This window comes from Brevundimonas sp. GCM10030266, from assembly GCF_042666595.1.
Lineage (GTDB): Bacteria > Pseudomonadota > Alphaproteobacteria > Caulobacterales > Caulobacteraceae > Brevundimonas.
On the sequence record NZ_JBHTCY010000004.1, the window covers coordinates 310,161 to 333,889 of the forward strand.

Here is a 23,729-nt window from a genome sequence, read left to right on the forward strand (position 1 = left end):
GCGTTTTTCGGGCTGGCTGGCGGCGGCGACCGTGAAGGCCGCGGCTGCGGCGCCGATGGCGACGGTCTCGGCCGGAACAGGCTCCTCAGCGGCGGGCGCCGGATCAGCGGATGCGGGTTCGACGGTCTCGGCCTCGGCGGCTTGCTCCGTCACGGGCGCGGGCGTTTGAGCCACGACATCCTCGACCGGAGTCGGCGCTTCAGCCGGTTCCTCGACGGTTTCGACGGTCGGGGTCTCGGGCGTGTCCGCGAGGGGCGCTTCAGGCGTCACGACAGCGTCAGGCGCCGGTGTTTCAGGCGTGTCCTGACCGGCGTCCGGCGTCTGGCCGTGGTCGTCGTGCGGTTTGTGCTCGTCGCTCATCTTCGCTCTCATCCCCCAGCCGCCGGCGCGGTCTTGTGCGGCGCAAGCGGTATAGCCTGATTAATCGACGGGCAAGGCTTCGATCACCACGAAGGCGAGTGCATACGGATGCTCGTCGCTGAGGGTGAGATGGATACGGACTTCATGTCCGGGCGGCGTCATCCGCGCCAGACGATCCGCCGCCGGGCCGGTCAAGGCCATGGTCGGCTGGCCCGACCGCAGGTTCACCACCCCCATGTCCTTCCAGTAGACGTCCGAGCGCATCCCGGTGCCCAGCGCCTTGGCGCAGGCCTCCTTGGCGGCGAACCGCTTGGCGTAGCTCCACGCCGGGTCCGGCTTGCGGTCCGAGCGGGTGCGCTCCAGTTCGGTGAAGCAGCGGTTGCGGAAGCGGTCGCCGAAGCGGTCCAGCGACTGCTGGATGCGCCGGATGTCCGACAGGTCCGCGCCGACGCCCAGGATCATGCCGCGACCTCGAGGCCGCGGGCCTGGTCCATCAGCTCGCGCATCCGGCTGATGGCGGGGCCCAGGCCGACGAAGATGGCCTCGCCGATCAGGAAGTGGCCGATATTCAGCTCGACGATCTCGGGAATGGCGGCGACCGGCGTGACCGTGTCGTAGTCGATGCCATGGCCGGCGTGGACTTCCAGACCCAGTGCGGCGGCCTGGGCGGCGCCAGCACGCAGGGCCGCCAGTTCAGCCTCGGCCTCCTCAACGCGGCCTTCGCGCACGGCGTCGCAGTAGGCGCCGGTATGCAGTTCGACCACGGCCGCGCCGGTACTGTGCGCCGCCGTGATCTGGGCGGGGTCCGCGCCGATGAACAGGGAGACGCGCGAACCGGCCTCGGCCAACTGACGCACGACGGGGGTGATCCAGTTGTGGCCGCCGACGACATCGAGGCCGCCCTCGGTCGTGCGCTCCTCGCGCTTCTCCGGCACCAGGCAGACGGCGTGGGGCCGGTGATGCAGGGCGATGGCCAGCATCTCCTGGGTGACCGCCATCTCGAGGTTCAGCGGCCGGGCCTGATCGCGCAGGACGGCGGAGAGGCTGTCGATATCGGCGTCCGAGATGTGGCGGCGATCCTCGCGCAGGTGGGCCGTGATGCCGTCCGCGCCCGCGATCAGGGCGTCCTGCGCCGCGCGGACCGGATCAGGGTACTGGCCGCCGCGCGCGTTCCGCACGGTGGCGACGTGGTCAATATTGACGCCCAGCCGGACCCGTTCGCTCATTCAATCAGCCTTTCGACAGCCGGCGGCTGCCCGGATCCTCGACCGGGATGGCGGCCAGTTCGGGCGGCAGGGCGTCGGCGGGGTAAGCCGGCACGTCCAGGGTCGCCAGGGCGATCAGGGGCACGCCGACGTCGGCGCGGCCGCCGGAGCGATCGACGATGCAGGCCGCGGCGACGACTTCACCGCCGGCGGCGTTGATGGCCGCGATGCACTCGCGCGAGCTCAGGCCCGTGGTGACGATGTCCTCGACCATCACGACCTTCTGGCCCGGCTCGACGTGGAAGCCGCGACGAAGCTTGAACTCGCCGTCCACGCGCTCGACGTACATCGACGGAACCTTGAGCCAGCGGGCGGTCTCGTAGCCGGGAATGATGCCGCCCACGGCGGGCGAGATGGCCACGTCCACCGGGCCGACGGCGGCGGTGATCTTCTCCGCCAGCGCCTTGCACAGGCGGGCGCAGCGTTCCGCGTCCATGAAGACGAGGTTCTTCTGCAGGAAGGTCGGGCTGTGCAGGCCGGACGACAGGACGAAATGGCCTTCGCGCAGGGCGCCGGCGTCACGGAATTCGTTGAGTACGTCTTCGGAGGTCATGCGCGTCCCCTACCCTGTCACGGTCTCGCTTTGAAGGGCCGGTTGCGCCGGATCGGTGCTGTTTTCACCGCCGGGGTTCAGACCGCGCGCCAGAAGCTCGGCCCAGGCGTCCTCGGCGTCCTCGGCGAAGCTGATCAGTTCGAGGTCCGCAGGCGCGACCATGCCGTGCTCGACCAGCGCCTCGAAGCCGACGACGGCCTTCCAGTAGGCCTCGTCCACCAGCACGATGGGAATCGCCCGCTCCTTGCCGGTCTGGCGCAGGGTCAGGATCTCGAACAACTCGTCGAAGGTGCCGAACCCGCCCGGGAAGACGACCAGCGCATTGGCGCGCATGGCGAAATGCATCTTGCGCATGGCGAAGTAGTGGAAGCGGAAGGTCAGTTCCGGCGTCGACCAGGGGTTCGGCTCCTGCTCGTGCGGCAGGGTGATGTTGAAGCCGATCGACGGGGCGCCGATGTCGTTGGCGCCCCGGTTGGCCGCGCCCATGATGCCCGGTCCGCCGCCGGTGGCGATGACGTTGTCGCGCGGTTGGCCGACCGAACCGCGCATGGCCCCGCCCCGCTCGGAGGCGATGCGGCCGAATTTGCGGGCCTCGGCGTACCAGCGGGCGTGGCTGGGGCTGGCGTCCTCGCCGACGCGGGCGCTGCCGAAGACAACGATGGTGGAGCGGACGCCCCAGGCCTTGAGCGCCTGTTCGGCCTTCTCGTATTCCATCAGGAAGCGGGCGCCGCGCATAGCTTCGCTGAGCACGAAGTCCTGATCAAGGGCGGCGAGGCGGTAGGAAGGCGACGCCATCTGGGCGGCGTTGGAGGGACGGTCTTCACTCACCCGCGGGCGCGCTCCACTGTATCGACGGAGGGATTGGCGCGCAGGGCGGCCATGATCATGGTGGCGTGTTTGGCGTCCTCGACTTCCATGTCGATGTCGACGTCGAAGAAGTCCTGCTGCCGGTGGCTCATCACCAGGTTCAGGATGTTGCCGCCGGCCTCGCCGATCAGGGTGGCGACCTGGCCCAGGACGCCGGGGGCGTTCTTGATGGTGGCGCGGATGCGGGCGGCGGCGACGGCGCCCTGCTCGGCCTGCGGCGTCCACTGCAGATCCTGCCAGACGGAGTCGTCGTCGGCGAAGTCGGCCAGACGCTGGCAGTCGATGGTGTGGACGGTCAGGCCGACGTCCGGCTCCATGATGCCGACGATGCGGTCGCCCGGGACGGGGGTGCAGCAGTGGCCGAAGTGGACGCTGACGCCCGGGGTCAGCCCGCCGCCGCGCACGAACAGGCGGGCCTGCTCGTCGTCAATGCGCTTGCGGTCCGGCCCGGCCTTCAGGCGGCCTTTCAGCGCCGGGAACAGGGTCTCGCCAACCTTGGCCGCCGACAGGCGACCCCGGCCGATGGCCTCATAGAGATCGTCATCGGAGGCGACCGCGAGCGTTTCCAGAACGGGCTTGAGAGTGATCTCGTCCGGCGTCTTGCCGGCCCGGACCAGCGTCTGCTCCAGGGTCGCGCGCCCCAGCTTCTGGAACTCGCCGCGTTCAGAGGTGCGGATGTGGCGACGGATGGCCGAGCGGGCGCGACCGGTCACGGTCAGGGAGCGCCAGTCGGCCGGAATTTCGCGCTTGGCCCCGCGGATGATCTCGACCACGTCGCCGTTCTGGAGCTGGGTCCGCATCGGCTTGAGCTCGCCGTTGACCTTCACCCCGACGGCGGAATCGCCGACTTCGGTGTGGACGGCGTAGGCGAAGTCCAGCGGCATGCCGCCGCGCGGCAGGGTGATCAACGACCCCTTGGGCGTGAAGACGAAGACCTGATCCAGGTACATCTCCAGCTTGGCGTGTTCGACCCAGTCCTCGCCGCCCTCGCCGTGCTCGATGACCTGCACGAGGTGGCGCAGGTTCTGCAGCGGATCGCGCCCGCCGTCCTGCTCCATCGCTTCCTTGTCGAAGCCGTAGGACTTGTTCTTGTAGCGCCAGTGCGCGGCCACCCCGTCCTCGGCCACGCGGTCCATGGCGTCGGTGCGGATCTGCATCTCGATGCGCAGGCCGCCGGGACCGACGACCGTGGTGTGCAGGGAGCGGTAGTTGTTCGACTTGGGCGTCGAGATGAAGTCCTTGAACCGCTCGGGCACCATCGGCCAGGCGCGGTGGATCACGCCCAGGGCGCGGTAACAGTCGTCCTCGGCCTCGACGATCACCCGGAAACCGTAGATGTCGGACAGGGACGAGAAGCCGACCGACTTGCGCTGCAGCTTGCGCCAGATCGAGTACGGGGTCTTTTCCCGGCCCAGAACGCGGGCGGCGACGCCGGCTTCCTCGAGAACCCGCTCCACCTCTTTCGACACGCCGCCGATGGCGCGGCCATGCTCCAGCTTCAGCGCCTCGAGGCGGCGCTCGATGGCGGTGCGGGCAGTCGGGTTCAGATAGGTGAAGGCCAGCTCTTCCAGCTCGGACGCGATCGAGTGGATGCCGATCGAGCGGCCCAGCGGGGCGTAGACTTCGAGCGTCTCGCGGCTGATGCGCTCGCGCTTCTCGGGCTTCACATACTGGAGCGTCCGCATGTTGTGCAGACGGTCGGCCAGCTTCACCAGCAGGACGCGGACGTCGCGGCTGATGGCGAGGATGAATTTGCGCAGGTTCTCGGCCTGGCGCGTGTGCTCGGCCTGCAGTTCGAGCCGCGACAGCTTGGTGACGCCCTCGACGAGGACGGCGATCTCCTCGCCGAACATGCGGGCGATGTCGTCACGGGTGGCCGAGGTGTCCTCGACCACGTCGTGCAGCAGGGCGGTGACGATGGTAGCGGTGTCGAGCCGGTAGTCGGTGAGGATGCCCGCGACCTGGATCGGGTGGGCGAAATAGGGATCGCCCGAGGCCCGCAACTGCGAGCCGTGCATCTTCATCGCGTAGACATAGGCGCGATTGAGAAGGTTCTCGTCCGCCGTCGGGTCATAGGCCTGGACGGCCTCGATCAGTTCGAACTGGCGCAGAACCTTGCTTCGGACAGGTTCCGCTTCCGGGATTGGAGGCGGAACGCTGTTCGGTTCATTCAGATTGGCAGCTTCGGGTGTCGGCGCGGACTGCCGCGCCGGCAGGATGGTGATACCGTTGGCGGGGTCGGCCGTCAGTACCGCTCCTCCTGCCCGCCGTCGCGGTCGCTCTGCAGCGCACGAATCAGCTCGGCTTCCGCCATGTTCATGTGCTGCGGTTCGGCCAGCAGGGCGACGACTTCGGCCTCGTCCTCGGCTTCGGTGCGCTCATCGACGCGTTGCAGCGTGACGACGATGTTTTCCAGCAGCTCGGCCGGGGCGACAGTGTCGTCGGCCAGTTCGCGCAGGGCGACGACCGGGTTCTTGTCGTTGTCGCGGTCGATCGTCAGGGCGGCGCCGTTGGCGATGTTGCGGGCGCGGTGACCGGCCAGCAGAACCAGACCAAAGCGGTTCGGCACCTTTTCGATGCAATCTTCGACAGTGACGCGGGCCATGAATTTCCTCGGACGCGGGATAGAACCGCGCAAAATATAGATTCAGCAGGACTTGTGCAACGCCACATGGGCGCAAATACGGCGTCAGCGCGCCCTTTCGGCCAGCGGATAGGCGATGATCAGGATCAGATCAACCTCGCCTGTCTGGCGAATGCCGACGACATTGCCGTCGTACAGATAGGCGGCGTCGCCGGTCGTCATCGGGGTGACCACGCCGTCCGCTGTCAACTCTCCCGTCCCGGAGATGACGTAATAGACTTCGTCATGGGCGATGGGATGCACGCCGATCGAGGCGCCGGGATGCAGGACGCGCTTGCGGAACTCCATCGCCCGGTTCGGGGCGCTGTCGGAGATCCGGTAGGCGGTGCTCATCCCCTCGCCGCGATGGGGCGGCGGCTGGCGCACCATGACATCGGCTTCGTGAATGACCAGCGGCCTTCCGGCGGGCGGGGACGCGGGCTGCGGATGCTGTTCCTGCGCGGTGAGGAGCGCGAGCGAGGCCAGTATGATCAACATTGCCGCGTGTCCTTCACCGGTGTGGCGTCTGTTCCGACGGTGGCGGCGCCGGCGAGGGTCGCCGCTGTTTCGTTACTGTCCGGGTGACGCCAGTCCGGCGCGACCTCGGCGACTGGTCCCATGACGAACAGACGCTGGTGCGCCCGGGGGTGTGGCAGGATCAGGCCGTCCAGGTCGCCGCTCAGACGGCCATAGGCGATCAGGTCCAGATCCAGGGTGCGCGGGGCGTTGGCGACGGACCTCTGACGGCCGAAGGCGTCCTCGATCCGGCCCAGCGCGGCCATCAGGGCATGGGCGTCATGGGCGGTGCGGACGATGACGACGCCGTTCAGGAACGGGGGATCGGTCGGATCGGGCCAGGCGGCGGACCGCCACCACGAGGATCGCGCAACGACATCGACGCCTTCGGTCCGGAAGCGCGCCAGGGCGGCCTCCAGCGCCTCGCGGCAATCGGCCCAGACGCCCTTGTCATTGCAGCCCAGCGCGACGATGACGGCAGAGTCCGGATCAGGCTCGCCGTCTATTTCGACGGGGGGCTGGACGCCCGTTTTCGCGGAGACCTTTTCCATGACGCCTAATCCCGCTGACCGCACCGCCCTGTTCATCGACGGAGCCAATCTTTACTCCGCCGCCAAGGCCCTGAACACCGACCTCGATTTCCGCAAGCTGGTGGAGATGTATCGCGCCAAGGGCGATCTGGTTCGGTCCCTGTATTACACCGCCGTGATCGAGGGGGAGGGATTCTCGCCGATCAAGCCCCTGGTCGACTGGCTGGACTACAACGGCTTCACCGTCGTGAAGAAGCCGGTGAAGCGGTTCACCGACGCTCAGGGGCATACCCGCACCAAGGGCAATATGGATATCGAGATCGCGGTCGACATGCTGGAGCTGGCGCCCCGGCTGGATCATATCGTGCTGTTCTCGGGCGACGGCGATTTCCGGCGTCTGGTGCAGGCCGTGCAGGCGAAGGGCGTCAAGGTGACCGTCGTCTCGACCGTGAAGAGCCAGCCGCCCCAGATCGCTGATGAACTGCGCCGTCAGGCCGACGCCTTCGTGGACCTGAACGACCTGCTGTCCGAGATCGGGCGACCGCGCAATTCGGGCGGGGCGACGCTGCGGGACTGACCGGCGACGGGCGCCGGTGTGTCCGCCGCGCCACGCGAATCAGGCGTCGTAAAACCGTGATCGACGGCGGCGGAACGCTCGCCCCATGGCGGCGTTGACCGGACAGCTTTGGAGGCTGTCATGATCAGGGGCAACGGGGTCTTCTCCCCCCGCGAACGGAGAACCGCGCTTATCGCAGTACTGGCCGCCGCGGCGGTGGCGCTCGGGGGCATCGCCCTGCAGCCGCTGCTCAAGCCGTCGCTTGGCGGCGCTGACGCCTATGCGCCGGCCGCCGCGCCGGGGGTGCTGGACGCCACGCCGTTCAACGGCTGATCCCGAAGCGGACGGGGCTCAGCCCCGTTCCTTCATCAGGCGCGCCTTGTCGCGCTGCCAATCGCGCTCGGCGCTGGCCTCGCGCTTGTCGTGCAGCTTCTTGCCCTTGGCGAGCGCGATCTCGAGCTTCGCCTTGCCGGCTTCGTTGAGATACAGCCGGACCGGAATGATGGTTTGGCCGTCGCGCTGGACCGCGCCGATGAATTTGTCGATCTGCTTGCGGTGCAGCAGCAGCTTCCGGTGCCGGCGCGGCTCGTGGTTGAAGCGGTTGGCCTGTTTGTAGGGCGGGATGTCGGCGTTCACGAGCACGATCTCCCTGCCCTCCACCGCCGCATAGCTCTCGGCGATATTGGCCCGACCGTCACGCAGCGCCTTGATCTCGGTTCCGAGCAGGGCGATGCCGGCCTCGGTGTAGTCCTCGAGGAAGTAGTCGAACTTGGCGCGCCGGTTCTCGGCGATCACCTTCATCTTGGGTTTGTCGGAGGCCATCAGCCTTTTAATCCTGTCAGAGCCCGGCGTCTGCCATCGCGCGGTCGATCGCGGGCTTCACGCTGTCGGAGGTCGGCGCCAGCGGCAGACGCACCTCCTCGGTGCAGAGGCCCAGTCGCGACAGGGCGTATTTGGTGGGCGACGGCGAATTGTCCAGGAACAGGCCCTTGTGCAGGCCGATCAGGCGATCCTGCCACTGGCGCGCCGTGGCGTAGTCGCCGGACTGGGCCGCATTGTGCAGGGCGACCATGCCTTCGGGGGAGACGTTCGACGTCACCGAGATCACCCCGACCCCACCCTGGCCGTGATAGCCGAGGTAGCTGGGATCATCGCCCGAGATCAGGTCGAACTGGCCGTCAATGTTGGTGCGCATCCAGCTGATCCGCGACAGATCGCCGGTGGCGTCCTTGATGCCGACGATGTTCGGATGCGTGGCCAGTCGGGCGACGGTCTCATTGGCCAGGTCGACACCGGTGCGACCCGGGACGTTGTAGAGCAGGATCGGCAGTTGGACGGCTTCGGCGATGGCCTCGAAATGCGCGGCCATGCCCGCTTGCGAGGGACGGTTGTAGTAGGGCGTCACCACCAGGGCGCCGTCCGCGCCGACGGTCTTGGCGTGGCGGACGAGTTCGATGGCCTTGTCGGTCGAAGACGAACCGGCGCCGGCGATGACTCGCACGCGACCGGCTGCGACCTGAACGCACAGCTCGACAACCCTTTGATGCTCCTCGGGATGCAGGGACGCGCTCTCACCGGTCGTGCCCATCGGCACGACCCCGTGAACCCCGGCGGCGATCTGGCGTTCGAGCAGCGTGGTGAAGGCGGCTTCGTCCACCTTTCCGTCACGAAGTGGTGTGATCAGGGCGGTGATCACACCCTTGAACAAGGGGGCGGTCATTGAAACGATGGTCCTGCGTGGAGTTGGGCGATAGTCGCCTGAATAGAAGCGCTTGAGGGTAGGTCGCCGGACCGGCGACCGCAACCGCGACGAATGGGAATCGGACACGGAATGATCGGAATCAGCCTGGCGGCCGTACTGGCCCTCTCTCCCGCGCCTGAGATGCTGCTCTCGCAGGAGACGCCTTACTATGCCTCCACGCCCGGCAATGCCGTCAGCAACCAGCCGCGCACGCTGAACGATCAGGACACCGCCCTCTTCCGGCAGGGGCTGGCCGCCGCCCGCGCCCGTGACATTCCCGGCGCCCGCGCCGTAATGGCCCAGATCAGCGATCCGGCCGCCCGCAAGCTGGTCGAGTGGGCGCTGCTGGACACCAGCGCCGACCGCATGTCGTGGGGCGAGTTGGCGGATGTAAACACCCGCTTCGCCGGATGGCCGCGCGCCGACGCCCGCCGTCAGGCCGCCGAGCAGGCGCTGGATCGGGCCTATGCCGGACCCGACGCCGCCATCGCCCTGTTCAGCCGGGATGCGCCGGTCACCGTGCAGGGCGCCTTCGCCCTGGCCGATGCGCTGGACCAGCGCGGTCGCGGCGACGAGGCCCGCCGCCTGATCAAGGAGTGGTGGCGGACCCGCAGCTTCGAAGCCGATCAGCAGGCGCGCATTCTGACCCGCTGGGGCTCGACCCTCACGCAGGACGACCACGAGACGCGGCTGAACATGCTGCTGCTGGGGCCCCATGGCCCTGCGACCCGCGCCATGGTGAGCATGGTGTCGCCCGAGCGGCAGTCGGTCGCCAATGCGGCCATGGCCCTGCGCAGCGCCTACAGCCCCGACTCCGTCGTAGCGGGTCTTTCGCCGACGCAGGCCGTCGATCCCGCCGTTGCGCTGGAGCGGGTGCGGATCCTGCGCTCGCAGAACCGTCAGTCGGAGGCCTTCGGCATCCTGCGCTACCTGCCCGCCGCCCCCTCCTCCACCGATGCGCAGAACACCCTGTGGTCGGAGCGTCGGAACTACTTCCTGGACGCCCTGCGGATGCGGAACTGGCAGGGCGCCTATGACGCCTTCAACGGTCACGGCTTCACCGCCGGCGACCGGATGGTGGACGCCGAGTTCTTCGCCGGCTGGGTGGCCCTGACCAAGCTGAACGATCCGGCGCGCGCGGCGCGCCACTTCGAGACCTTGCGCGAAGCGTCCTCGACCCCGATCACCCAGGGGCGCGCCCTCTACTGGCTGGGCCGTTCGGCCGAGGCCCAGGGCAATACCCCGGCGGCGGTCGAGTTCTACCGGGCCGGGGCGCGTCACTTCCAGACCTTCTACGGCCAGTTGGCCGCCGAGAAGGCCGGGCTGACGACGATCAACCTGCCGGCGGATCCGAACCCGTCGAACGCCGACCGCGCCGCCTTCGAGCGCAATGAGGTGGTTCGCGCCTGGCGCGTGCTGGGCGAGACCGGCGAGGCCAGCCTGTTCCGCGTCTTCGCCTATCAGCTGGACGACGATGTCCCGACCATCGAGCAACTGGCCCTGATGATGGACACGTCGCGCGGCTATGGCGAAGGCTTCACGGCCATGATGATCGGGCGCGCGGCCAGCCAGCGCGGCTATCTGATGCCCGAACGGCAGTACCCGATCCGCATCCCGCCGGTCGTGCCGGGCGCCGCGCCCCTGGAGTTCACCCAGGCGATCACCCGTCAGGAATCGAGCTTCGATCCCCGCGCCCGCTCGCACGCCAACGCCCGCGGCATGATGCAATTCCTGCCCGCGACAGGCCGGACCGTGGCGCGTCAGCTGGGCCTGCCCTTCTCCGAAGAGCGGCTCTATGACCCGGACTTCAACATGACGCTGGGCAGCTTCCACCTCGGCGACCTGACCAACAATTTCAACGGCTCGATGCTGCTGGCGACGGTGGCCTACAACGCCGGTCCGGCGCGGCCGCCGCAGTGGATCGCGCGTTGCGGCGATCCCCGCGCGGGCTCGACTGATCCGATCGACTTCATCGAATGCGCGCCCTTCACCGAGACGCGCAACTACATGATGCGGGTCATGGAGAACATGTCGATCTACAAGGCCCGGCTGAACGGCGGGACCGCGCCGCTGAGCCTGTCGCAGGATCTGCGGCGGGGCGTGCCGCGTGGCCCGCAGCCCTATGCCGGAGTGTCGGGCGAGGAGCCCTACCGGACGCCGGAGCCCGCCTCGGGCGAGTAACGCAGGCTGGACAGCAGGGGCCCGTCGGGCCCCTCGATCCAGCGCGCATTGAGGCCGAAGACCGAGGCCATGGCCTCGGGCGTCAGGGCGATCAGCGGCGCGGCGTCGGCGACGACCCGCCCTTCGTCCAGCACCACGACCCGATCCGAATAGCGGGCGGCCAGCGTCAGGTCATGCAGGCTGACCAGCACCGCCTGCCCGGCCTGCGCGCGTGTTCGCAGACAATCCAGCACCAGCAGTTGCGCGTCCGGATCCAGCCCGGCTACCGGCTCATCCGCCAGCAGGGCTCCGGCGCTGGCGGTCAGGGCGCGGGCCAGCAGGACGCGGGCGCGTTCTCCGCCGGACATCTCCGCCACGCCACGATCCGCCAGATGTCCGATCTCGACCTCTTCCAGCGCAGTCCGCGCGCGAGCCAGGGCGTCGGAGGCGGACAGGAAGGGCGCGCCCAGGGCGGCGAGCTCGATCGCGGGCAGGTTCCAGGCGATGCGGCCCTCCTGCGGCAGGTAGCTGGCCCGTTCGGCGCGGCTCCGGGCGGACAGCCGGGACAGGGCCTCGCCGCCCAGCCGTGCTTCGCCTGACGTCAGGGGCAGCAGCCCGGCCAGCGCCCGGATGACGCTGGACTTGCCGGCGCCGTTGGGCCCGACCACAGCGACCAGTTCGCCGGCGGCGACGGTCAGGCTGACGGCCTTGAGCACCTCGCGGCCGCCGAGCCGGGCCGAGGCGTTGATCAGCTCCAGCCCCTTCACAGCCGCCACTCCCGCGCCGCGCGCCAGGCGATCAGGGCGAACAGGGGCGCGCCGACCAGGGCGGTGAAGACGCCCAGTTTCAGCTCCTGATCCGTTGGGGTGATCCGGGCCAGCAGGTCGGCGCCGACCAGCATCAGCCCGCCCGCCAGCGCCGCCGGAACCAGCAGGCGGGCGGGATCGCCACGCACCGCCGCCCGCACCAGATGCGGCGCGGCCAGACCGACGAAGCCGATCACGCCGGCCACCGCCACCGCCGCCCCGGTCGCCAGCGCCGCCGCCAGCAGGGCCAGCAGGCGCAGGCGCGCCATCGGCAGGCCCGAGGTCTGGGCCGTCTCCTCGCCGAGGCTGAGCATCTTCAGGCCCGGAGCGGCAAGCATGGACAGGCCGGCGGACATGGCGAGCGTGGGGGCGACCCAGAGGACATCGATCCAGCTGCGGTTCTGCACCGAGCCGAGCAGCCAGCTCATCACCTCGGCGGAGGCGATGGGGGACGGCGACAGGTTGAAGATCAGGGCCGTGGCCGCGCCCGCGAAGCTGGACAGGGCGACGCCGAACAGGATCAGGGCCTCGGGCGAGCGCACCCGGCTGGAGAACAGGATCAGCAGTCCGCCCGCCAGGCCGGCGCCGGTCAGGGCCGAGGCCTCGACCGCGCCGGGAAGGACCGCGGCGCCCAGCACGATGGCGCTGGCCGCGCCGAGGGCCGCGACGGCGGACACGCCCAGAACGCCGGGATCGGCCAGTGGATTGCGCAACAGGCCCTGCATCACCGCGCCGGAGAGCCCCAGGGCGGCGCCGACCAGCAAGGCGGTCACGGCGCGCGGCGCGCGGACGGCCCACAGCACCTCGCCCGGCCCGGAAGCCGGGTCGGTGAAGGCCTGGGCGAACTGGACGGCCGACAGCGGACTTTCGCCGAAGCTGATCGCGAGGATCAGCGCCAGGACGATGCCCGCCGCAAGGATCAGGGTCAGTCGGGTCACCCCCGGTCGGCCTTCAGCATCGCGGCGGCGTCGGCGGCGAACCAGGCGGGACAGGTCAGGGCGGCGGCGGGCAGGCGCGCGGCGACCTTGCCACGCGCGGCGTCGCGCACGACCGGATGGCGTCCCGGCCCGCGCCAGTCGGCCCGCGATTGGTCGAAGAAGCCGAGCACGAAGCGCACCGGCGGGAACAGGGCGATCCGCTCGACGCTGACCGGACTGAAGAAGGGCCTGTCGGCGGCGTTGCGGAAGCCGGCGGCGTTGAGGATGGCGTCGATCAAGGTGTCCTTGCCGGCGGTGAAGCCGCCCGGGGTCAGGTACAGGGCGGAGGGCCGCTCCGCTCCCGGCGCTGGTCGTCCCGACGCCGCCTGCACCAGACGGGCGTCCATGCGGGCGATCAGGGCCTCGCCCCGATCCACGGCGTCGAGAGATTGGGCCACCGCGCGGATGTTGGTGCGGATACCGTCGAAATCGGTTGCGTCGGCGATGGTCGCGGTCGCGGTTCCGCGCGCCTCCAGCCGGGTCAGCAGACGCGGCTCGCCGCCCCAGTAGCGGACGACGACGTCCGGCTGGAAGGCGACGGCGGCCTCAAGCGTCGGCCGCACCCGCGCCCTGCCCTTCGCGGCCTCGCGCAGCCAGGCGTCCGGATCGTCGGCGCGGGGTGACAGGGCCAGTTCAGCGTCGGGCCTCAGGGCCAGCACATACTGGTCGGCGCACTGGTCCAGCGCCATCACCCGCAGGGGGCGGGCCTCGGCGACGGTCGCGGTCAGGATCAGCAGTCCCCCGGCGGCGATGGCCGCCCGTCGCCTCAAGGCTTGAGCAGGCCCGCGAACAGCCCCTCCAACAGGGTCCTGATCAACTGTTCCCGGTCGACCCAGTCGAAATAGGGCTTGGCGATCATCAGGGAGATGACGCCGTGGCCGCCGGCCCAGAAGGCCTGGGCCGTGGTGCGGGCGTCGCTCTTGAGCCGCCCGGCGGCCTCCAGCTCGCGGATGACCTGCAGGAAGGCGTCGAAGAGCTCCGCGCCCATGACCTGCGCGGCATCCTGCGCGCCTTCGCGCAGTTCCGCCGGACTGGTCATGTAGACCAGCCGATAGGCATTGGGATTGTTGAAGCCGAAGTCGACATAGGCGCGCATGATCTTGCGCATCCGTTCTTCGGGCGAACCCGGCTCGGCCAGGGCCGCCCGGTTGACCGCCAGCAGGGATTCGAAGGTCTGGCGGCAGATCTCCTGGAGGATCTCGCCCTTCTCGGAAAAATGCATGTAGAGCGCGGTCGAGGACAGGCCGACCTCGTCCGCGATCTTGCGGATGGTGGCCCCCTCATAGCCGTGCTCGACGAAGATGCGCTCGGCGGCCGCGAGGATCTCGGCGCGTCGCTCGTGCCCCTCCCCCTTGGGTTTGCGGGCGGATTTGGCGCTGGCGGATGTGGTGGTCACGCGGGACTCCGGACGTCTGCGATCTGAATAGCGGCTTTCGGGGCTCCACGCCAAGCGGTTGCAAAGCGGCGCAACCTGACGTTAACTTCCGCGTGTGGAAGCGGGGGCTTGCAGCAATAACGGGAGTCCTGCCGGACAGCGCTCGCCGGAAGGGCTTTCGCGCGCCCGCAGCGCGGCGCTGCGGCGGTTGTCGCTGATCCAGTGGATCGGTGTGCTGGTCCTGGTCGCGGGCCTTGGCTGGATTGTCCGCAACGCCTCGCGCGATCTGTTCGAGCAACTGGCCGCGCTCGCGGGCATAGCCTTCCTCGTTTTCGCGGCCTGGCGCTGCCTGCTGGTGGTGGCGTCGCTGCGTCCGGCCCGTGCGAGTGAGGGACCGGAGCCGGAGCTCTGGCCCCGCTATACCGTGCTGGCGGCCCTCTATGATGAGGCGGAGATGGTGGATCAGCTGATCGCCCGGCTGGCCGCCCTCGACTATCCGCCGGACCGGCTGCAGGGACTGCTGGTGCTGGAGGCGCGGGATGCGGCCACGCGCGCCGCCGCCCTTGCCGCGCATCGTCCCGAGTGGCTGGAGATCTTCATCGCCCCGCCGGGCGCTCCGTCGACCAAGCCGCGCGCCCTGAACTGCGCCCTGCCCTACGCCACCGGCGCGTTGCTGACCGTCTATGACGCCGAGGATGCGCCCGACCCCGGTCAGTTGAAGGAAGCCGCGCGGCGCTTCATGGCCGACGCTGGAGGGCGGCTGGCCTGTCTGCAGGCGCCGCTGCGTATCCGCCCGGTCGAGGGCTCGCGTTCCCCCTTCATCGACCGGCAGTTCGCCGCCGAATACGCGGCCCTGTTCGAGACCACCCTGCCCGGCATGGCCCGACTGGGGCTGCCCTTCCCGCTGGGCGGCACCAGCAACCATTTCCGCGTCGATGTGCTGCGGGCCATCGGCGGCTGGGATTCGTGGAATGTGACCGAGGACGCCGACCTGGGTTTCCGGCTGTGGCGGCAAGGCTGGCGCGCCGGGATAATCGAGCGGCCGACCTGGGAGACGCCGCCCGGCCCGCTCTACGACTGGCTGCCGCAACGGACCCGCTGGTTGAAGGGCTATATGCAGACCTGGGGCGTGCATACGCGGGATCCCGCCGGTCTGGGGCCGCGGGGGCTGTTCGCCCTGTGCATGACCCTGGGCGTCGCCCTGGTCTCGGCCGCCCTCTATGGCCCCACCCTGTCGTGGGTGGCGGCGTCGGTGCTGGTGGCCCTGTCAGCCGGGCTGCCGCCCGAGACGTCCCGGCTGGCGCTGAGCGTTCTGGTGCTGGGCGCGGTGACGGCCTGGATCTCCTGCAAGGTCGGGGCGCGGCGGGCGGGCGTCGCCTACGGGCCTTGGGACATGGTTCGGGCGCCGCTCTACTGGTGCCTGCTCAGCCTCGCCTTCGTCCATGCCCTGTGGCGGCTGGCGGTCGAGCCCTTCGTCTGGAACAAGACGCGGCACCGGCGCGAGGCGCCTTCCGCTGACGCCGTGCTGGACGAAGCCGCCCCGTCCGGCCTATCAGCGGCCCATGTCGCCGCGCCTGAACCCGTCTCCTGAAACGCTCGTCACCCGGGGTTGGGAGGACTATGCCCTGCTGGACAGCGGAAACGGGCTGAAGCTGGAGCGCTACGGCCGCTTCACCGTGGTCCGGCCCGAGCCGCAATGCTTCTGGTCGCCGCGCGATCCGGCGGCCTTCGAGCGCGCCGACGCGACCTTCGCCCCGCAGGCGCAGGATGAGGACGACGACGGCCGCTGGCGGTTCGCCGGCAAGCCGATCGAGACCTTCCCGCTGGCCTGGCGCGATGTGCGCTTCACCGGACGCTTCACCCCCTTCCGCCACCTGGCCTTCTTCCCGGAGCAGGCCGCGAACTGGGAGTGGCTGGATGCGCGGGTGCGCACTCTCAAGCGCCCGAAGGTGCTGAACCTGTTCGGCTACACCGGCGTGGCCTCGCTGGCCTGTTCGGCGGCGGGCGCCGAGGTGACCCACGTCGACGCCTCCAAGAAGTCCGTCGCCTACGCCCGCGAGAACGCCGAGCAGTCGGGTCTGGCCGACCGGCCGATCCGCTGGATTGTCGAGGACTGCCGCAAATACGTGGCCCGCGAGGTCCGTCGGGGCGTGAAGTACGACGGCATCATCCTCGATCCCCCCAAATACGGCCGCGGGCCGACGGGCGAGGTCTGGCGGCTGTTCGAGGATCTGCCGGGCCTGCTGAAGGACTGCGCGGCCCTGCTGTCGGACGACGCCTCCTTCCTGCTGCTGAACGCCTATGCCGCCCGCATCTCGGGCCTGTCGTTGTCGCACATGATGGCCGAGGCGACGGCGGATCGCGGCGGGACCATCGACTGGGGTGAACTGGCGCTGGCCGAGCATGGGACAGACGGCCGGGCCATTGGCCTGAGCTTCTTTGCCCGCTGGGACGGGAGCCGCTGATGAGCGATCGCCTGATCACCTCACTGACCAATGACACGGTCAAGGCCGTGCGCGCCCTGAACATGCGCAAGGAGCGCGAGAGCACCGGGCGCTTCCTGGCCGAGGGGCTGAAGTTCATCGGCGAGGCCTTGGATCAGGGCCAGACGCCGAAGCTACTGCTGGTCGGGATGGAGGCGCGGGAGCATCCGCTGCTGGACCGGGCCAAGGCCGAAACCCGCAAGGCGGGCGGCGAGGTCGTGGTGGTCACCCACCCGATCCTCGAGAAGATCAGCCGCCGCGACAATCCGCAGACCGTGCTGGGCGTGTTCGAGCAGGTCTATACGCCCCTGTCGGCGATCAATCCGAAGAGCGCGCCCTGCTGGGTGGCGCTGGAGCAGGTGCGGGACCCGGGCAATCTGGGCACCATCATCCGCACCGCTGATGCGGCGGGCTGCGGCGGGGTGATCCTGATCGACGACTGCGTGGACCCCTACTCCACCGAGGCGGTGCGGGCGACCATGGGCTCGGTCTTCGCCGTGGCCATCGCGAAGGCGACGACGGCCGAGTTCATCGCCTGGCGGTCGTCGTGGCCGGGCAGCGTCATCGGCACCCGGCTGGACGCCACCCACGGCTACCGCGACGCTCCGGTCCAGCATCCGGCCCTGATCCTGATGGGCAACGAGCAGGCCGGGCTGACGGACACCCTGGCCGCCGCCTGTGACGTCAACGTCAAGATCCCCATGCGCGGTCGGGCCGACAGCCTGAACCTGGCCATCGCCACGGGTGTCATGGTCTACGCGGTGACCGACGCCGCTTGAGGGCGCGGCCTGAGGGCGAAGCCTGAGCCGGAAGGTGACGGGAGTTTCACTTGCCGGGAGGACCGGACGGGTGAAGCTTCGCCGCCATGCGCCTTCTCCTGCTCCTCGCCGCCCTCCTGCCCTTCGCGGGCTCCGCTCAGGCCCAGACAGCCGCGCTGACGCCTGAGGCGTACCGGGCCGACGCGCTGTCGATCGAGGGGCTGGTCAACAGCCAATACGCCTATCTGGAGCGGTTCCCCGGCGGGGTCATGCCGATGAGCGACGTCCTGCGGGCGGAGGCGGCGGCGGTGCATGATCGGGCGAGCCTGCTGCGCTACGCCGGGCATGCGATCACGGCGCTGGCGGACCACCATGCGATCACCGGCAGCTCGTTCAGCGACGACTGGGGGCTGGTTCCCAGCTATTCGGACCTCTGGATCGAGCCGGAGGTCGGCGTGTGGCGGATCACCGCCGTGCGCGAGGGCTCTCCGGCGGAGGCGGCGGGTGTGCGGGTCGGCGAGACTCTGGATGCGGTCGGGGGTGTGGCCACGAGCGAGGCGGTGCGGGCCTTCTGGGGCGAGCTGGGGCTGGAGCCCGGCGGCGAACGGGACGGCTGTGCGGCGCGGGTGCTGGCGGCGGGGCGACGGGACCGGCCTCGGGACCTGACCATCTCCGGGCGGCGGCTGAGCCTGCCCAACCTCTATGTGGCGGGCGGCGGCGAGCGACCGCCGGTGTCGGCGAGCGAGGCCGGGGACCGGCTGGTGATCCGGTTCAATGACTCGCTGGGCAACGGCGAGACCATCCCCGCCTTCGACGCCGCCATGGCGCGGGCGCGGCCGGGGCAGACGGTCGTGCTGGACCTGACCGACACCGCCAGTGGGGGCAACACGGTTGTGGCGCGGGGCGTCATGGGCTGGTTCGTCAGCGAGGCCCGGCCCTATCAGGTCCATCGCCTGCCCGCCGAGGAGCGGGAGACCGGCGTGCCCCGGCAGTGGGTCGAGCAGGTCCTGCCCCGGCCGGGCAAGCGGTTCGAGGGGCCGGTCGTGGTGCGGGTGGGCCGCTGGACCGGCAGCATGGGCGAAGGGCTGGCGGTCGGGATGGACGCGCTGGGCGCGCGGGTTGAGGGCGACCGGATGGCGGGCCTGCTGGGCGCCGTCTACGACCTTCGGCTGGAGCACTCCGGGCTGGTGCTCAAGCTGCCGGTGGAGCGGCTCTACGCCGTGGACGGGACGCCGCGGGAACTGTTCGAGCCGGTGCGATGACAATGGACAGCGACAATCGACTGAGGCGGATTCTACTGGCGATCGTGCTGGGGCTGCTGGCCCTGCCGGTGCTTGCCTTTGGAGCGCTCTGGGTCTGGACCGAAGCCAGTGCGGGCGATCCGCCGGCGCTGTTCGCGGATGTGTCCAAGGACTTCATCAACGATGGTGCTTGGGTCGCCCGAATGAACGCGACCTTCCCGAGCGGCTCCCCGGAGGCGGTTGTGATCCAGCGCCTCCAGGATGAAGGCTTCAAGGTCGATCCCGCCGCCCGGACGGCCCGGTACGACTGGAGTCACGGCTTCTGCGCCCACGAAATCCATGCGGCCTGGACCGCGGAGGACGGGCGGGTGACCGACAGCCGGGCGCGGTACGCGAACGTCTGCCCCTGACGCATCAGAAGCTCCGCCCGTCGATCCTTTCTGCTTTCCAGTCAAAGGGTTCGATGTCGGTCAGGGTGCGGATGTTGACCGCGATCATGGGGTGGCCGGAGGGGGTCTTGCCCTCGGCGAAGGCCTGGACGCCGCAGGTCTCGCAGAAGCGGTGCTGGATGTTGTGGGTGTTGAAGGTGTGGGTGCTGAGCGCCCCCTCGCCCGCCTTTAGCCGGAAGGCGTCCGGGGCGACGAAGTTCAGCACCAGCCCCTTCCGGTAGCAGTGCGAGCAGTTGCACTCGATCAGGCCCTGAAGGTCGGTGTCGACCTCATAGGCGACGGCGCCGCAGTGGCAGGAGCCCTGATGGGTCTGGACCTCGGTCATCGTCTCACTCCGTCGGCAGGGTGTAGTCGAGGACGTAGCGGTGCTCGCCGTCCGCGATGGTCAGATGGAAGACGCCGGTCAGACCCTCCAGCGCGCCCGTGCCGGAGCCCGGAACGACGGTGATCAGCAGTTCCTGCGCGCCGCGATCCATGACGCCCCGGTGGACCAGCAGGAAGGTCCCGTCGCGGCCATCGAGCGCGCCGCGCACCCGCTCCATGGCGACATAGGCGCCGGACTGGTTCGGGCCCATGGCGCCGAGCATCTCGCCCTCCCCGGTTCCGGTCAGGCCGCCGTGGAAGGTCTTGGCCAGGGTCATGCGGCCCGGCAGGTCCGTCGCCGCGCCGTCGGCGGGTGCGACCGGGGTGATGGAGACGTTGAACGTCCCCGAGGCCTGATGGGACACGGAAGCCTCCTGTGGCGCGAAAGCGAGGACGATGGCGGCGACCATGGGGGCCAGCATCACGCGTCCTCCAGATAGCTGACGCCCGGGGCGGATTTGAGGGCGCCGCGCAGGGCGCCGTCGAGGCGGTAGCGGCCGGGCAGCTTCATCTCGATCTCCCGTCGGCTGTCGAGCGAGGCGACCAGATAGACCTCGCCGCCCTTGCCGCCCTCGGCGGCGGCGCGCTCCAGCCGGGTGCGCAGGGCCTGGGCGTCGGCGGCGCGGGCCGAGACGTGGATGCGAAGGCCCATGCGGCCGTCGTCGATCAGGGCGTCGAGGCGGCTGGCGTCGTCACCGAAGAAGCGGACCTCGCCGTCCGAGCTCTTGGCCCGGACCTTGACCATGACCGAGGCGCCCGCCTCCAGCACGTCGCGGCATTTGCGCAGCTGTTCGGGCGGGAACAGGCATTCGAACTCGCCGGTCGGGTCGGAGAAGGTGACGAAGGCGAATTTCTCGCCGGTCTTGGCGCTGGCCCGCTCCTGACGACGGCGGACGACGCCGGCCATCATGAAGGCCTCGTGCCCGCTTTCGGCGAGCGCGGTGGCCTCGGCGACGAAGGTGACGCGCTTGCGCTTCAGCGCCGGGGCCATGTCCTCCAGCGGGTGCCCGGACAGGTAGAAGCCGACGGCGGCCAGCTCCTGATCCAGCTTCTCCGGCCCGACCCAGGGCTCGACCGGCTGCAGGCGCGGCCGACCCGCGGCGACCTGATCCCCGCCGAACAGGGAGACCTGGGACGAGGCGCGCTCGGCGGCCACGCTCTGGCTGTAGGCGATCAGCTTGTCGGCCTGTTCGAACAGCTGGCGGCGGTTGGAATGGAAGCTGTCGAAGGCGCCGGCGCGGGCCAGGTTCTCCAGCGCGCGCTTGTTGACGAATTTCGGATCGACCCGCTCGAGGAAGTCGAAGATGTCGGTGAACCGCCCGCCGGCTTCGCGCACCTCGACCAGATGCTTCATGGCCTCGAGGCCGACGTTGCGGACGGCGCCCAGGGCATAGAGGACCGAGCCCTCGGGCCCGTCCTTGCCCTCCAGCCATTCGACGTCGAAGTCGGCCGAGGAGCGGTTGACGTCCGGGGCCTTCACCGGAATCTCAAAGCGGCGACAATCCTGATAGAAAACAGCCAGTTTGTCGGTGTTGCTGAGATCGAGGCTCATCGACGCAGCGAAGAATTCGACCGGATGATTGGCCTTCAGCCAGCCCGTCTGGAAGGAGATCAGGGCGTAGGCGGCGGCGTGCGACTTGTTGAAGCCGTAGCCGGCGAACTTGGCCACCAGATCGAAGATGCCGCCCGACTGCTGCTCGGAAACGCCCTTCTCGGCCGCGCCCTTTACGAAGCGGAGGCGCTGGAAATCCATCTCCTCCTTCTTCTTCTTGCCCATGGCCCGGCGAAGAAGGTCGGCCTCGCCGAGGGAGTAGCCGGCCAGGATCTGGGCGATCTTCATCACCTGTTCCTGGTAGATGATGACGCCGTAGGTCTCGGTCAGGGTCTCCTTGAGGGTGTCGTGGAGATAGTCGACCTCGGCCCGACCGAATTTCCGGTCGATATAGGTGTCGATCATCTCCATCGGACCGGGCCGGTAGAGGGAGATCAGGGCGGTGATTTCCTCGATCGATCCGCAGCGCATCTTGCGCAGGGTGTCGCGCATGCCCTGGGATTCCAGCTGGAACACCCCGACCGTCTGGCCCGAGGCCATCAGTTCGTAGGTGCGGGCGTCGTCCAGCGGCAGTTGGTTCCAGATCGGGGCCAGCCCGCGCCGGGACAGGTAGCCGTGGGCGCGGTCCAGGGTGGTCAGGGTCTTCAGGCCGAGGAAGTCGAACTTCACCAGACCGGCCGGCTCGACCCATTTCATGTTGAACTGGGTGGCCGGAATGTCCGAGCGCGGGTCCTGATAGAGCGGCACCAGCTCGGTCAGGGGGCGGTCGCCGATGACGATGCCGGCGGCGTGGGTGGAGGCGTTGCGGTACAGCCCCTCCAGCTCCAGCGCCGTCTCCAGCAGGTTGCGCACCGCCGGTTCGGCGTCCCGGGCCTCCTTCAGGCGGGGCTCAAGATCGATGGCCTGCGCCAGGGTGACCGGCGCGGCCGGGTTGTTCGGCACCATCTTGCAGAGGCGGTCGACCTGACCCAGCGGCATCTGCAGCACGCGGCCGACGTCGCGCAGCACGGCGCGGGCCTGCAGGGTGCCGAAGGTGATGATCTGGGCGACCCGGTCCTTGCCGTAGTGCTGCTGGACGTAGGTGATGACCTCTTCGCGCCGCTCCTGACAGAAGTCGATGTCGAAGTCGGGCATGGAGACGCGTTCCGGGTTCAGGAAGCGTTCGAACAGCAGGCCGAACCGCAGCGGGTCCAGATCGGTGATGGTCAGGGCCCAGGCGACCAGCGAGCCGGCGCCGGAGCCCCGGCCCGGTCCGACCGGGATGTCGTGGTTCTTGGCCCATTTGATGAAGTCGGCCACGATCAGGAAGTAGCCGGGGAAGCCCATCTGGGTGATGATCCCGACCTCCCACTCAAGGCGGTCCCAGTAGTCCTGCTCGGGCACGGCGGGCGTGACCTCGGTCAGGCGAACCTTCAGCCCCTCGCGGGCCTGATGCAGCAGTTCGTCGGGCTCGGACCGGCCCGCGCCGGTGTCGAAGCGCGGCAGGATCGGCGCATGGGTCTTCACCAGGAAGGCGCAGCGGCGGGCGATGTCGAGGGTGGTGTCGCAGGCCTCGGGCAGGTCGGCGAACAGCTCGCGCATGGCGGCGGGCGTCTTGAACCAGTGCTCGCCGGTGATACGGCGGCGATCCTCCTGACCGGTGAAGGCGCCGTCGGCGATGCACAGCAGGGCGTCGTGCGACTTGGCCTGCGAGGCCTTGGCGTAATAGGCGTCGTTGGTGGCGACCAGCGGGACGTCGTTCTCATAGGCCCAGGCGACGAGACCGCGCTCGGCCTGGGCTTCGGTCGGCAGGCCATGGCGCTGAAGCTCGACGTACAGGCGGTCGCCGAAGGTGGCGAACATCTCGTTCAGGGCGGCGTCGCCGTCGCGGACCTTGCCCTGGGCATAGAGGGGATCAACCGGACCGTCGGGGCCGCCGGACAGCAGCAGCAGGCCGTCGGAATGCTCGACGACGGTGTTCCACGGCACGCCGGGTTCGTCGGTCGGGGCGATGTCGAGGTAGGCCGAGGACGACAGCTTGCACAGGTTCAGCCAGCCGGCCTCGTTCTGGGCGATCAGGACGACGGTGGGCACCTTGGTCCAGCGGTCGGTCCCCTGCCCGCCGATGCCGGTGACCGGCAGGGCGCAGGCGACGATGGGCTGGACGCCCGCATCCTTGGCGGCCTGGCTAAACTCCAGCGCGCCGAACAGGTTGGCGCGGTCGGCCACGGCCACGGCGGGCATGCCGTTGTCCGCCGCCATCTTCGGGATCTTGCCCGCCTTGATCGCGCCTTCCAGCAGCGAATAGGCCGAGCGGACCCGCAGGTGGATGAAGCCCTGACTGTTCAACGCCTCGCTCACCGCCCTGCCGCTCCGTTCGTCCGCCATCCGTCCATGCTGAACCGAGTCTCACATCCGGCCCGACGGAGACACCGGAAAGCGACGCGCACGCTCATGCGACGGGGGATGATTTGTGGACGGGCGGGCGCGCCCGGACGGGTCTGAAAATGTGGGCGGAAAAAATGCGGTCCAGATTGACCAGATCGACCAGATTCAGGGCTCAAGCCCCTGAAAA

Annotated in this window: 25 protein-coding genes; 8 read left to right on the forward strand and 17 right to left on the reverse strand. The window is 69.3% G+C overall.

Annotated features, from left to right (window positions below):
- Window positions 1-420 precede the first annotated feature (420 nt).
- From acpS to folK, 8 genes are all read right to left on the reverse strand, one after another.
- The gene (gene acpS / locus ACFQQC_RS13810; RefSeq protein ID WP_376863012.1) at window positions 421-822 is read right to left on the reverse strand and encodes a holo-ACP synthase; all 402 of its coding nucleotides are present in this window, start codon (window positions 820-822) and stop codon (window positions 421-423) included.
- Complete coding sequence (locus ACFQQC_RS13815; protein ID WP_376863014.1) at window positions 819-1,586, reverse strand: pyridoxine 5'-phosphate synthase; 768 nt, start codon at window positions 1,584-1,586, stop codon at window positions 819-821. The genes acpS and ACFQQC_RS13815 overlap by 4 nt, the downstream gene beginning before the upstream one ends.
- A 4-nt stretch (window positions 1,587-1,590) precedes the next feature.
- Complete coding sequence (pyrE, locus tag ACFQQC_RS13820; protein ID WP_376863015.1) at window positions 1,591-2,178, reverse strand: orotate phosphoribosyltransferase; 588 nt, start codon at window positions 2,176-2,178, stop codon at window positions 1,591-1,593.
- 9 nt (window positions 2,179-2,187) lie between these two features.
- A complete protein-coding gene (locus ACFQQC_RS13825) occupies window positions 2,188-2,973 on the reverse strand; it encodes a TIGR00730 family Rossman fold protein (RefSeq protein WP_376863239.1) in 786 nt (261 codons plus the stop codon).
- 29 nt (window positions 2,974-3,002) lie between these two features.
- A complete protein-coding gene (locus ACFQQC_RS13830; RefSeq protein WP_376863016.1) occupies window positions 3,003-5,069 on the reverse strand; it encodes a RelA/SpoT family protein in 2,067 nt (688 codons plus the stop codon).
- A gap of 221 nt (window positions 5,070-5,290) precedes the next feature.
- Window positions 5,291-5,650, reverse strand: a complete 360-nt coding sequence (gene rpoZ / locus ACFQQC_RS13835) for a DNA-directed RNA polymerase subunit omega (protein ID WP_376863017.1) — start codon at window positions 5,648-5,650, stop codon at window positions 5,291-5,293.
- 84 nt (window positions 5,651-5,734) lie between these two features.
- A complete protein-coding gene (locus ACFQQC_RS13840; protein ID WP_376863018.1) occupies window positions 5,735-6,166 on the reverse strand; it encodes a cupin domain-containing protein in 432 nt (143 codons plus the stop codon).
- Window positions 6,160-6,735: a 2-amino-4-hydroxy-6-hydroxymethyldihydropteridine diphosphokinase gene (gene folK / locus ACFQQC_RS13845; protein ID WP_376863019.1), complete on the reverse strand. Its 576-nt coding sequence runs from the start codon at window positions 6,733-6,735 to the stop codon at window positions 6,160-6,162. Before folK ends, ACFQQC_RS13840 begins: the two co-directional genes overlap by 7 nt.
- On the opposite strand from folK, the gene ACFQQC_RS13850 reads away from it, so the two are divergent.
- Together ACFQQC_RS13850 and ACFQQC_RS13855 are read left to right on the forward strand one after the other, a co-directional pair.
- Window positions 6,734-7,291, forward strand: a complete 558-nt coding sequence (locus ACFQQC_RS13850) for an NYN domain-containing protein (RefSeq protein ID WP_376863021.1) — start codon at window positions 6,734-6,736, stop codon at window positions 7,289-7,291. The two genes, folK and ACFQQC_RS13850, sit on opposite strands and share 2 nt — an antisense overlap.
- Window positions 7,292-7,411: 120 nt before the next feature.
- Window positions 7,412-7,603, forward strand: a complete 192-nt coding sequence (locus ACFQQC_RS13855; protein ID WP_376863022.1) for a hypothetical protein — start codon at window positions 7,412-7,414, stop codon at window positions 7,601-7,603.
- A gap of 18 nt (window positions 7,604-7,621) precedes the next feature.
- Here the strand turns inward: ACFQQC_RS13855 and smpB are convergent, their stop codons facing one another.
- Both smpB and dapA read right to left on the reverse strand, forming a co-directional pair.
- A complete protein-coding gene (gene smpB, locus ACFQQC_RS13860) occupies window positions 7,622-8,092 on the reverse strand; it encodes an SsrA-binding protein SmpB (protein ID WP_331045404.1) in 471 nt (156 codons plus the stop codon).
- Between the two features lie 16 nt (window positions 8,093-8,108).
- Window positions 8,109-8,990 (reverse strand): 4-hydroxy-tetrahydrodipicolinate synthase, encoded by an 882-nt coding sequence (gene dapA, locus ACFQQC_RS13865; RefSeq protein ID WP_376863024.1) that lies wholly within the window; start codon window positions 8,988-8,990, stop codon window positions 8,109-8,111.
- A gap of 111 nt (window positions 8,991-9,101) precedes the next feature.
- Between dapA and ACFQQC_RS13870 the strand changes: the two genes are divergently transcribed.
- Complete coding sequence (locus tag ACFQQC_RS13870) at window positions 9,102-11,192, forward strand: transglycosylase SLT domain-containing protein (protein WP_376863025.1); 2,091 nt, start codon at window positions 9,102-9,104, stop codon at window positions 11,190-11,192.
- Here the strand turns inward: ACFQQC_RS13870 and ACFQQC_RS13875 are convergent.
- From ACFQQC_RS13875 to ACFQQC_RS13890, 4 genes are read right to left on the reverse strand one after another with little or no spacing between them, the layout of a single operon-like run.
- Complete coding sequence (locus ACFQQC_RS13875; protein ID WP_376863027.1) at window positions 11,159-11,947, reverse strand: ABC transporter ATP-binding protein; 789 nt, start codon at window positions 11,945-11,947, stop codon at window positions 11,159-11,161. The two genes, ACFQQC_RS13870 and ACFQQC_RS13875, sit on opposite strands and share 34 nt — an antisense overlap.
- On the reverse strand, window positions 11,935-12,915 hold the full coding sequence (locus ACFQQC_RS13880) for a FecCD family ABC transporter permease (protein ID WP_376863028.1): 981 nt from the start codon (window positions 12,913-12,915) through the stop codon (window positions 11,935-11,937). The genes ACFQQC_RS13875 and ACFQQC_RS13880 overlap by 13 nt, the downstream gene beginning before the upstream one ends.
- Window positions 12,912-13,724, reverse strand: coding sequence for an ABC transporter substrate-binding protein (locus tag ACFQQC_RS13885; RefSeq protein WP_376863030.1), 813 nt, complete (start codon window positions 13,722-13,724; stop codon window positions 12,912-12,914). The genes ACFQQC_RS13880 and ACFQQC_RS13885 overlap by 4 nt, the downstream gene beginning before the upstream one ends.
- Window positions 13,721-14,350: a TetR/AcrR family transcriptional regulator gene (locus tag ACFQQC_RS13890; RefSeq protein WP_376863032.1), complete on the reverse strand. Its 630-nt coding sequence runs from the start codon at window positions 14,348-14,350 to the stop codon at window positions 13,721-13,723. The genes ACFQQC_RS13885 and ACFQQC_RS13890 overlap by 4 nt, the downstream gene beginning before the upstream one ends.
- A gap of 187 nt (window positions 14,351-14,537) precedes the next feature.
- Between ACFQQC_RS13890 and ACFQQC_RS13895 the strand changes: the two genes are divergently transcribed.
- The 5 genes from ACFQQC_RS13895 to ACFQQC_RS13915 all read left to right on the forward strand — a co-directional run bounded on the left by ACFQQC_RS13895 (window position 14,538) and on the right by ACFQQC_RS13915 (window position 19,221).
- A complete protein-coding gene (locus ACFQQC_RS13895; RefSeq protein ID WP_376863033.1) occupies window positions 14,538-15,920 on the forward strand; it encodes a glycosyltransferase family 2 protein in 1,383 nt (460 codons plus the stop codon).
- Complete coding sequence (locus ACFQQC_RS13900) at window positions 15,892-16,794, forward strand: class I SAM-dependent methyltransferase (RefSeq protein WP_376863035.1); 903 nt, start codon at window positions 15,892-15,894, stop codon at window positions 16,792-16,794. The genes ACFQQC_RS13895 and ACFQQC_RS13900 overlap by 29 nt, the downstream gene beginning before the upstream one ends.
- The gene (locus ACFQQC_RS13905) at window positions 16,794-17,591 is read left to right on the forward strand and encodes a TrmH family RNA methyltransferase (protein WP_376863036.1); all 798 of its coding nucleotides are present in this window, start codon (window positions 16,794-16,796) and stop codon (window positions 17,589-17,591) included. The genes ACFQQC_RS13900 and ACFQQC_RS13905 overlap by 1 nt, the downstream gene beginning before the upstream one ends.
- An 86-nt stretch (window positions 17,592-17,677) precedes the next feature.
- Complete coding sequence (locus ACFQQC_RS13910; protein WP_376863037.1) at window positions 17,678-18,832, forward strand: S41 family peptidase; 1,155 nt, start codon at window positions 17,678-17,680, stop codon at window positions 18,830-18,832.
- On the forward strand, window positions 18,829-19,221 hold the full coding sequence (locus tag ACFQQC_RS13915; protein WP_376863038.1) for a hypothetical protein: 393 nt from the start codon (window positions 18,829-18,831) through the stop codon (window positions 19,219-19,221). The genes ACFQQC_RS13910 and ACFQQC_RS13915 overlap by 4 nt, the downstream gene beginning before the upstream one ends.
- A gap of 4 nt (window positions 19,222-19,225) precedes the next feature.
- On the opposite strand, the gene ACFQQC_RS13920 is transcribed toward ACFQQC_RS13915, so the two are convergent.
- Genes ACFQQC_RS13920 through dnaE form a run of 3 tightly spaced genes read right to left on the reverse strand, consistent with a single transcriptional unit; the run spans window position 19,226 to window position 23,515 of the window.
- Window positions 19,226-19,585 (reverse strand): GFA family protein, encoded by a 360-nt coding sequence (locus ACFQQC_RS13920; RefSeq protein ID WP_376863039.1) that lies wholly within the window; start codon window positions 19,583-19,585, stop codon window positions 19,226-19,228.
- A gap of 4 nt (window positions 19,586-19,589) precedes the next feature.
- Window positions 19,590-20,045 (reverse strand): DUF3224 domain-containing protein, encoded by a 456-nt coding sequence (locus tag ACFQQC_RS13925; RefSeq protein WP_376863040.1) that lies wholly within the window; start codon window positions 20,043-20,045, stop codon window positions 19,590-19,592.
- On the reverse strand, window positions 20,045-23,515 hold the full coding sequence (gene dnaE, locus ACFQQC_RS13930) for a DNA polymerase III subunit alpha (protein ID WP_376863240.1): 3,471 nt from the start codon (window positions 23,513-23,515) through the stop codon (window positions 20,045-20,047). The genes ACFQQC_RS13925 and dnaE overlap by 1 nt, the downstream gene beginning before the upstream one ends.
- Window positions 23,516-23,729 lie beyond the last annotated feature (214 nt).